The following is a 6,356-nucleotide window of genomic DNA, read 5'->3' on the forward strand; positions in this document are numbered from 1 at the left end:
CGCGATTAAACATAAAATTGAGGCAATAAAAAAACACGTCTCGCAGTATAATTCCAGCCCCCAGTATTTGCTTTCCTTTGTGCGTACCAATGAGCTGTTCGGGGATTTCCCCGATGTTAACCTTTCGGCCGATGCCTCGGATAGGGTGTTGTCACTGCGCAAAGAAAAAATTACCGGGGATCTTCCGGAACAGCTTATGGATATCCACAATGGACGTTTGCACATACCGGTGCTCGTCAACGAAAACATGATCGGCCACAAGCTCGGCGAGTTCGCGCTGACCCGGACCTACCGGGGACACGCCGCCGATAAGAAGGCGAAGAAGAAGTAGCCGGAGTGTCTGAGATGCGAGCCGAAGCCAAACTAAAATACGCCCGAATTTCGGCGCAGAAGGCCCGACTGGTCGCCGACCAGATCCGTGGCCTGAACGTCGAACGTGCACTCAACACCCTCGCCTTCAGCACCAAGAAAGGTGCCGCCCTGATCAAGAAGGTGCTGGAGTCCGCGATTGCGAACGCCGAGCACAACGCGGGCGCCGACATCGACACCCTGCGGGTCGAGTCGATCCAGGTCAACGAGGGGCCGACCATGAAGCGGATCATGCCGCGTGCCAAGGGGCGCGCGAACCGTATCATGAAGCGGACCAGTCATATCACCTTGACGGTGGCGGAAGCCTAAGGGGCCAGGGGACCAGTATGGGACAGAAAGTTCATCCGATCGGCTTCCGCTTGGGCATCGTCAAAGATTGGACGTCCAAGTGGTATGCCAATACCCGCGATTATGCGGATATGCTCAACAAAGACCTGGCAGTGCGCGCCTTCCTGAAAAAGGAATTGGCGAGCGCCTCGGTGAGCCGTATCCAAATCAATCGGCCGGCCAAGAATGCGCACATCACCATCCATACGGCGCGACCCGGGGTGGTGATCGGTAAGAAGGGCGAGGACATCGACAAGCTGCGCGCCAAGGTGTCGGCGATTCTCGGGGTCCCGGTGCATATCAGCATCGAGGAGATCCGCAAGCCGGAACTGGACGCGCAACTCGTGGCCGAAGGGATCGCCCAACAACTGGAGCGTCGCATCATGTTCCGTCGGGCCGTCAAACGCGCCCTGCAGAACACCATGCGTCTGGGTGCCGAGGGTATCAAGGTCAGCGTCGGTGGCCGTTTGAACGGTGCCGAGATTGCCCGCCGGGAGTGGGCGCGCGAAGGCCGCGTGCCGTTGCACACCCTGCGTGCCGATATTGATTACGGCTTTGCCGAGGCGCGTACCACCTATGGGGTGCTGGGTGTCAAGGTCTGGATCTTTAAGGGCGAGGTGTTCGGCGACCAGCTCCCCGAGGAACCGGTGGTCAAGCAGACCGGTCGGCGGGAGAGGGGATAAGTCATGCTGCAACCTAAACGCACAAAATACCGCAAGCAACAGACCGGGCGTAACCGCGGCCTGGCCCAGAGCGGCAACCGCGTCTCCTTCGGCGAGTTCGGCCTCAAGGCCACTGGGCGTGGACGTCTGACGGCCCGCCAGATCGAGGCCGCCCGTCGCGCCATTAGCCGTAAGGTCAAGCGCGGCGGTAAGTTGTGGATTCGCGTCTTCCCGGACAAGCCAGTGTCGAAAAAACCGCTGGAAGTCCGTATGGGTAAGGGCAAAGGTAACGTAGAATACTGGGTCGCGCTGATCCAACCCGGTCGTGTGCTCTACGAGATCGAGGGGATCAGCGAAGAGTTGGCCCGTGAGGCCTTTGTGCTGGCGGCGGCCAAGCTGCCGATTCAGACCACCTTTGAGCGACGGACGATTCTGTGATGAAGGCGAGAGAGCTTCGGACCAAAAGCACCGAGACGCTGCAGGAGCAGCTCGAGGGTCTGCTGCGCGAGCAGTTTAATCTGCGTATGCAGCGGGGGGTGGGGCAACTCACCAGACCCTCCCAGATGCGGGCGGTGCGGCGGGAGATCGCCCGGATCAAGACGGTGATGACGGAATTGAAGGTAGGCGCGAAATCATGAGCGACGAAACACAGGTCAACCGCACGCTGAGTGGGCGTGTGGTCAGCAGCGCGATGGACAAGACCGTCACCGTGCTGATCGAACGCCGGGTCAAGCACCCGCTCTACGGCAAGTTCCTGACCCGTTCGACCAAGATCCACGCGCACGATGAAGACAACGCCTGCGGTGAGGGGGACTTGGTGCGCGTCGAGCAGTGCCGCCCCTTGTCGAAGACGAAGAGTTGGCGTCTGCTCGAGATCGTCGAGAAGGCGCGCTAGCCAACTCGCGTGGTCTCGCAACGCCCGGGTGCGGTCGTCGCCATCAGCAACACTAGGTAGAGAACAATGATTCAGATGCAAACTCATCTGAGCGTCGCTGATAACAGCGGCGCCCGGAACGTCATGTGCATCAAGGTGCTTGGCGGATCGCATCGGCGTTACGCGGGCATCGGCGATGTGATTAAGGTCACCGTCAAGGATGCAATCCCGCGCGGCAAGGTTAAGAAGGGTGACGTCTACAGCGCGGTGGTCGTGCGTACCCGCAAAGGCGTGCGTCGCCCGGATGGGTCGGCGATCCGTTTCGACGGCAACGCGGCGGTGCTCCTGAACAACCAGCTCCAGCCCATCGGTACGCGCATCTTTGGACCCGTGACCCGCGAACTGCGCGGTGAGCGGTTCATGAAGATCATTTCACTTGCACCCGAAGTGCTGTAAGGAGCGCCTCTGCCATGCAAAAAATCAAGAAGGGCGATGACGTGATCGTCATCACCGGACGCGACAAGGGCAAGCGCGGTACTGTCCGCCAGATTCTCGCCGACAGCCAGGTGCTGGTTGAAAACGTGAACATGGTCAAGAAGCACCAGAAGGCCAATCCCCAGAAGGGACAGGCGGGGGGCATCATCGAGAAGGAGATGCCGCTCTCCATCTCCAATGTGGCACTCTTCAATCCGCAGAAGGGCGCTGGGGATCGGGTCGGGTTCAAGACCCTTGATGACGGCCGTAAGGTCCGGGTGTTTAAGTCGAATGGCGAAGTCGTTGACGTCTGAGTACCGCGTCACCGCCCGGCCTTGGAATGATTAGGTAGCGAAATGTCCAGATTGCAGACCGTATACCGCGAGCGCATCGTCGGGGAGCTGAAGGAGAAATTCGGCTACCGCAGTGTCATGCAGGTGCCGCGCATCGAGAAGATTACCCTGAACATGGGGGTCGGCGAGGCGATCGCCGACAAGAAGGTGATGGACTTTGCCGTGGCGGATATGCGCGCCATTGCCGGCCAGCAGCCGATTGTCACCAAGGCGCGCCTGTCGGTGGCCGCGTTTAAGATCCGTGACGGTTGGCCGATCGGCTGCAAGGTCACCCTGCGCCGTGAGCGGATGTACGAATTCCTGGACCGGCTGATCAGCGTCGCCATCCCGCGTATCCGTGACTTCCGGGGGTTGAGCGCCAAGTCCTTCGATGGTCGTGGGAATTATTCCATGGGCGTGAAGGAACAGATCATGTTTCCGGAGATCGATTACGATAAGATCGACGTCCTGCGCGGGCTCGACATCACGATCACCACCTCGGCCCGCACCGACGAAGAGGCACGCGCCCTCTTCGAGGCGTTCAATTTCCCGTTCCGCACCTGACGCGCGGCCGGACTTTAAGGAAACACGATGGCTAAGACCAGCATGATCGTACGCGACCGTCGCCGTAGCGAGATCGCCGCCAAGTACGCCACCAAGCGCGCCGCGCTCAAGGCCGTGATCAACGACCGCAAGGCGACCCCGGAAGAACTCGACGAGGCACTCGCGAAGCTGCAAAAGCTGCCGCGGGATGCCAGTCCGACGCGCCAGATGTTGCGCTGCCGGATCACCGGTCGCCCGCATGCGGTCTATCGGAAATTTGGGCTCTCGCGCAACAAGCTGCGTGAGGCCGTGATGCGCGGCGACGTGCCGGGTGTCGTTAAGGCGAGTTGGTAACACCGCCGGATTCGTTTGGTTCTGGCCCGGTCTTCCGGGCCGCCGGCAATTCTTCGGGTATCGCACCGTGACGGTGGCCTGACCCACCATAGGAGTAGCATATGAGTATGTCGGATCCGATTGCGGACATGCTGACACGCATCCGCAACGGCCAGCAGCGCGGCAAGATCACGATTGTGATGCCGTCCTCCAAGCAGAAGGTCGCCATCGCGGCCCTGCTGAAAGAGGAAGGATATATTGCCGACGCCCAGGTCGAGACCAATGGCGTCAAGGCGCAACTGGTTGTCAAGCTCAAGTACTATCGCGGCAAGCCCGTGATCGAGTTCTTGAAGCGCGTATCCCGTCCCGGGTTGCGGATCTACCGCGGCCACGACGAGTTGCCGCGCGTTTGGGCCGGTCTGGGCGTGGCGATCGTCTCCACTTCCCAGGGCCTGATGACTGACCGCGCGGCCCGCCAGGCCGGACACGGCGGCGAAATCATCGCCTTCGTGGCCTAAGGGAGGAGCAGCACATGTCACGCGTTGCAAAGGCCCCGATCACCGTCCCCACCGGGGTTAAGGTGCAGTTGGATGGTCAGTCGGTAAAGGTCCAGGGCAGCCAGGGCGCTTTGGAGTGGACAGTCCACCCCACGGTAGCGGTTGCGTTCGAGGATGGCGTACTCAGGGTCGCTCCGGCCGAGGGCCAGGCGGACGGCTGGGCTATGGCGGGCACCACCCGTGCGGTGCTCAATAACATGGTGGTCGGCTGCGGTACCGGGTTTTCGCGCAAGTTGACCCTGGTGGGCGTCGGCTATCGTGCCGCGGCTAAGGGCGAGGTGCTGACGTTGAGCCTCGGCTTCTCGCACCCTGTCGACTATCCGGTCCCCGCCGGCATCACGATTGTGACGCCGACCCAGACCGAGATTATCGTCAGTGGCGCCGATCGCCAGCGTGTTGGGCAGGTTGCGGCGGAGATCCGCGCCTATCGGCCGCCGGAGCCCTACAAAGGCAAGGGTGTTCGTTACGCGGACGAAGATGTCCTGCGTAAGGAAGCCAAGAAGAAATAAGGGGTATAGCCAATGGACAAGAAACACGCTCGGTTGCGTCGGGCGGCCAAAACCCGCGCTAAGATTAGTGAGTTGGGTGCGTATCGGCTCTGTGTCCATCGCACGGCACAGCACATCTATGCGCAGATCATCGCCCCCACGGGGGACCAGGTGGTCGCGTGCGCATCCACGGTCGAGAAGGACTTTCGTCAATCGATCGCGGGGCACAAGGGTAACGCGGGCGCCGCAGCAACCATCGGCAAGGCCATCGCAGAGCGCGCCTTGGCGAAGGGTATTGAACAAGTGGCGTTCGACCGCTCCGGGTTCCGCTATCACGGGCGCATGAAGGCGCTTGCTGATGCGGCCCGTGAGGGCGGACTGAAATTCTAGGGGCTGTACCATGTCGAACTTCAATCCCAAGCCGGAAGGCGATGGCCTTCTGGAAAAGCTGGTGGCGGTCAATCGCGTCGCCAAGGTGGTCAAGGGCGGGCGCCAGTTCGGGTTCGCCGCGCTGACGGTGGTCGGCGACGGCAAGGGCCGCGTCGGTTATGGTCGGGGCAAGGCCCGCGAGGTCCCGGTGGCGATTCAGAAGGCCATGGAAAGCGCCCGCAAGAACATGATCGACGTGAAGCTGCGCGGCACCACCCTCCAGTACCCGCTGCAGGGTCAGCACGGCGCGGCGAAGGTCTTCATGATGCCCGCCTCCGATGGTACGGGAATCATTGCCGGTGGCGCGATGCGCGCGGTCTTCGAGGTTCTGGGGGTGGCGAACGTACTGGCCAAGTGCATCGGGACCAACAATCCGATCAACGTGGTGCGTGCGACCGTCTCCGGACTCAAGGGAATGAATGATCCCGAGACCATTGCCGCCAAGCGCGGCAAGACGGTCGAACAGATCCTGGGGTAGATCATGCCAAATAACACGCCAGACAAGAAAATGATGAAGGTCAAGCTGGTCCGTAGTCAGTACGGGCGCTTGGCCAAGCACCAGGCCTGCGTGCGCGGACTGGGTCTGCGCCGGATGCATCAGGTGGTGGACGTCGAGGACAGTGCCTGCACCCGCGGGATGGTCAATGCCGTCTCTTATATGGTCAAGATCGTCGGGGAGGCCTGAGATGCGATTAAATACACTCACGCCCGATGCTGGTAGCAAAGCCCCGGCCAAGCGTCGCGGGCGCGGTATCGGCAGCGGACTCGGCAAGACCGGCGGCCGCGGCCATAAGGGTCAGAAATCCCGCGCCGGCGGTTTCCACAAGGTCGGCTTCGAGGGTGGCCAGATGCCCTTGCAGCGGCGCCTGCCGAAGGTCGGCTTTCGCTCCCTGACCGCCCGCAATCGTGAAGAGATTCGGCTGAGCGAGCTCGGTCGAATCCACGGCGACGTCGTGGACCTGAAGACG

The 6,356-nt window shown here is 61.4% G+C and carries 15 protein-coding genes and 1 pseudogene; all 16 read left to right on the top strand.

The window, feature by feature from the left end:
• Positions 1 to 181: 181 nt before the first annotated feature.
• Positions 182 to 331: pseudogene (locus tag QZY44_RS09460) on the top strand (ribosomal protein S19 family protein); the annotation flags it as partial.
• Positions 332 to 345: 14 nt separating this feature from the next.
• Entirely contained in the window at positions 346 to 678 is a 333-nt protein-coding gene (rplV, locus tag QZY44_RS09465; RefSeq protein WP_295445524.1) for a 50S ribosomal protein L22, read from the top strand.
• 17 nt (positions 679 to 695) lie between these two features.
• Positions 696 to 1,379, top strand: a complete 684-nt coding sequence (gene rpsC / locus QZY44_RS09470) for a 30S ribosomal protein S3 (RefSeq protein ID WP_295445526.1) — start codon at positions 696 to 698, stop codon at positions 1,377 to 1,379.
• A 3-nt stretch (positions 1,380 to 1,382) separates the two neighbouring features.
• Entirely contained in the window at positions 1,383 to 1,796 is a 414-nt protein-coding gene (gene rplP / locus QZY44_RS09475; RefSeq protein WP_295386812.1) for a 50S ribosomal protein L16, read from the top strand.
• Positions 1,796 to 1,996 carry a 50S ribosomal protein L29 gene (gene rpmC, locus QZY44_RS09480; RefSeq protein WP_295445528.1) on the top strand — a complete coding sequence of 67 codons (201 nt, stop codon included), beginning with the start codon at positions 1,796 to 1,798 and terminating at the stop codon, positions 1,994 to 1,996. The genes rplP and rpmC overlap by 1 nt, the downstream gene beginning before the upstream one ends.
• The gene (rpsQ, locus tag QZY44_RS09485; protein ID WP_295445530.1) at positions 1,993 to 2,253 is read left to right on the top strand and encodes a 30S ribosomal protein S17; all 261 of its coding nucleotides are present in this window, start codon (positions 1,993 to 1,995) and stop codon (positions 2,251 to 2,253) included. Before rpmC ends, rpsQ begins: the two co-directional genes overlap by 4 nt.
• Positions 2,254 to 2,319: 66 nt before the next feature.
• A complete protein-coding gene (gene rplN, locus QZY44_RS09490; RefSeq protein ID WP_295386804.1) occupies positions 2,320 to 2,688 on the top strand; it encodes a 50S ribosomal protein L14 in 369 nt (122 codons plus the stop codon).
• Between the two features lie 14 nt (positions 2,689 to 2,702).
• The gene (gene rplX, locus QZY44_RS09495; protein WP_295445532.1) at positions 2,703 to 3,020 is read left to right on the top strand and encodes a 50S ribosomal protein L24; all 318 of its coding nucleotides are present in this window, start codon (positions 2,703 to 2,705) and stop codon (positions 3,018 to 3,020) included.
• A gap of 42 nt (positions 3,021 to 3,062) precedes the next feature.
• Positions 3,063 to 3,602 carry a 50S ribosomal protein L5 gene (rplE, locus tag QZY44_RS09500; RefSeq protein WP_295445534.1) on the top strand — a complete coding sequence of 180 codons (540 nt, stop codon included), beginning with the start codon at positions 3,063 to 3,065 and terminating at the stop codon, positions 3,600 to 3,602.
• A 27-nt stretch (positions 3,603 to 3,629) separates the two neighbouring features.
• On the top strand, positions 3,630 to 3,935 hold the full coding sequence (gene rpsN, locus QZY44_RS09505) for a 30S ribosomal protein S14 (protein ID WP_295445536.1): 306 nt from the start codon (positions 3,630 to 3,632) through the stop codon (positions 3,933 to 3,935).
• Positions 3,936 to 4,036: 101 nt separating this feature from the next.
• Entirely contained in the window at positions 4,037 to 4,432 is a 396-nt protein-coding gene (gene rpsH / locus QZY44_RS09510) for a 30S ribosomal protein S8 (protein ID WP_295445538.1), read from the top strand.
• Between the two features lie 14 nt (positions 4,433 to 4,446).
• Positions 4,447 to 4,980 (top strand): 50S ribosomal protein L6, encoded by a 534-nt coding sequence (rplF, locus tag QZY44_RS09515; protein WP_295445540.1) that lies wholly within the window; start codon positions 4,447 to 4,449, stop codon positions 4,978 to 4,980.
• 12 nt (positions 4,981 to 4,992) lie between these two features.
• Entirely contained in the window at positions 4,993 to 5,349 is a 357-nt protein-coding gene (gene rplR, locus QZY44_RS09520) for a 50S ribosomal protein L18 (RefSeq protein ID WP_295445542.1), read from the top strand.
• 10 nt (positions 5,350 to 5,359) lie between these two features.
• Positions 5,360 to 5,866 carry a 30S ribosomal protein S5 gene (rpsE, locus tag QZY44_RS09525; RefSeq protein WP_295445544.1) on the top strand — a complete coding sequence of 169 codons (507 nt, stop codon included), beginning with the start codon at positions 5,360 to 5,362 and terminating at the stop codon, positions 5,864 to 5,866.
• A gap of 3 nt (positions 5,867 to 5,869) precedes the next feature.
• Entirely contained in the window at positions 5,870 to 6,073 is a 204-nt protein-coding gene (gene rpmD, locus QZY44_RS09530; protein WP_295445546.1) for a 50S ribosomal protein L30, read from the top strand.
• Position 6,074: 1 nt separating this feature from the next.
• Positions 6,075 to 6,356 (top strand): 50S ribosomal protein L15 (gene rplO / locus QZY44_RS09535; RefSeq protein ID WP_295445547.1); only part of this gene is annotated, 282 nt, incomplete at its 3' end.

Source organism: uncultured Thiodictyon sp., from assembly GCA_903837595.1.
GTDB lineage: Bacteria > Pseudomonadota > Gammaproteobacteria > Chromatiales > Chromatiaceae > Thiodictyon.

Bases quoted from the DNA above. Each gene is read 5' to 3' on its own strand.
- rplV (WP_295445524.1), top strand. From the start codon at position 346: ATGCGAGCCGAAGCCAAACTAAAATACGCCCGAATTTCGGCGCAGAAG.
- rpsC (WP_295445526.1), top strand. From the start codon at position 696: ATGGGACAGAAAGTTCATCCGATCGGCTTCCGCTTGGGCATCGTCAAA.
- rplP (WP_295386812.1), top strand. From the start codon at position 1,383: ATGCTGCAACCTAAACGCACAAAATACCGCAAGCAACAGACCGGGCGT.
- rpmC (WP_295445528.1), top strand. From the start codon at position 1,796: ATGAAGGCGAGAGAGCTTCGGACCAAAAGCACCGAGACGCTGCAGGAG.
- rpsQ (WP_295445530.1), top strand. From the start codon at position 1,993: ATGAGCGACGAAACACAGGTCAACCGCACGCTGAGTGGGCGTGTGGTC.
- rplN (WP_295386804.1), top strand. From the start codon at position 2,320: ATGATTCAGATGCAAACTCATCTGAGCGTCGCTGATAACAGCGGCGCC.
- rplX (WP_295445532.1), top strand. From the start codon at position 2,703: ATGCAAAAAATCAAGAAGGGCGATGACGTGATCGTCATCACCGGACGC.
- rplE (WP_295445534.1), top strand. From the start codon at position 3,063: ATGTCCAGATTGCAGACCGTATACCGCGAGCGCATCGTCGGGGAGCTG.
- rpsN (WP_295445536.1), top strand. From the start codon at position 3,630: ATGGCTAAGACCAGCATGATCGTACGCGACCGTCGCCGTAGCGAGATC.
- rpsH (WP_295445538.1), top strand. From the start codon at position 4,037: ATGAGTATGTCGGATCCGATTGCGGACATGCTGACACGCATCCGCAAC.
- rplF (WP_295445540.1), top strand. From the start codon at position 4,447: ATGTCACGCGTTGCAAAGGCCCCGATCACCGTCCCCACCGGGGTTAAG.
- rplR (WP_295445542.1), top strand. From the start codon at position 4,993: ATGGACAAGAAACACGCTCGGTTGCGTCGGGCGGCCAAAACCCGCGCT.
- rpsE (WP_295445544.1), top strand. From the start codon at position 5,360: ATGTCGAACTTCAATCCCAAGCCGGAAGGCGATGGCCTTCTGGAAAAG.
- rpmD (WP_295445546.1), top strand. From the start codon at position 5,870: ATGCCAAATAACACGCCAGACAAGAAAATGATGAAGGTCAAGCTGGTC.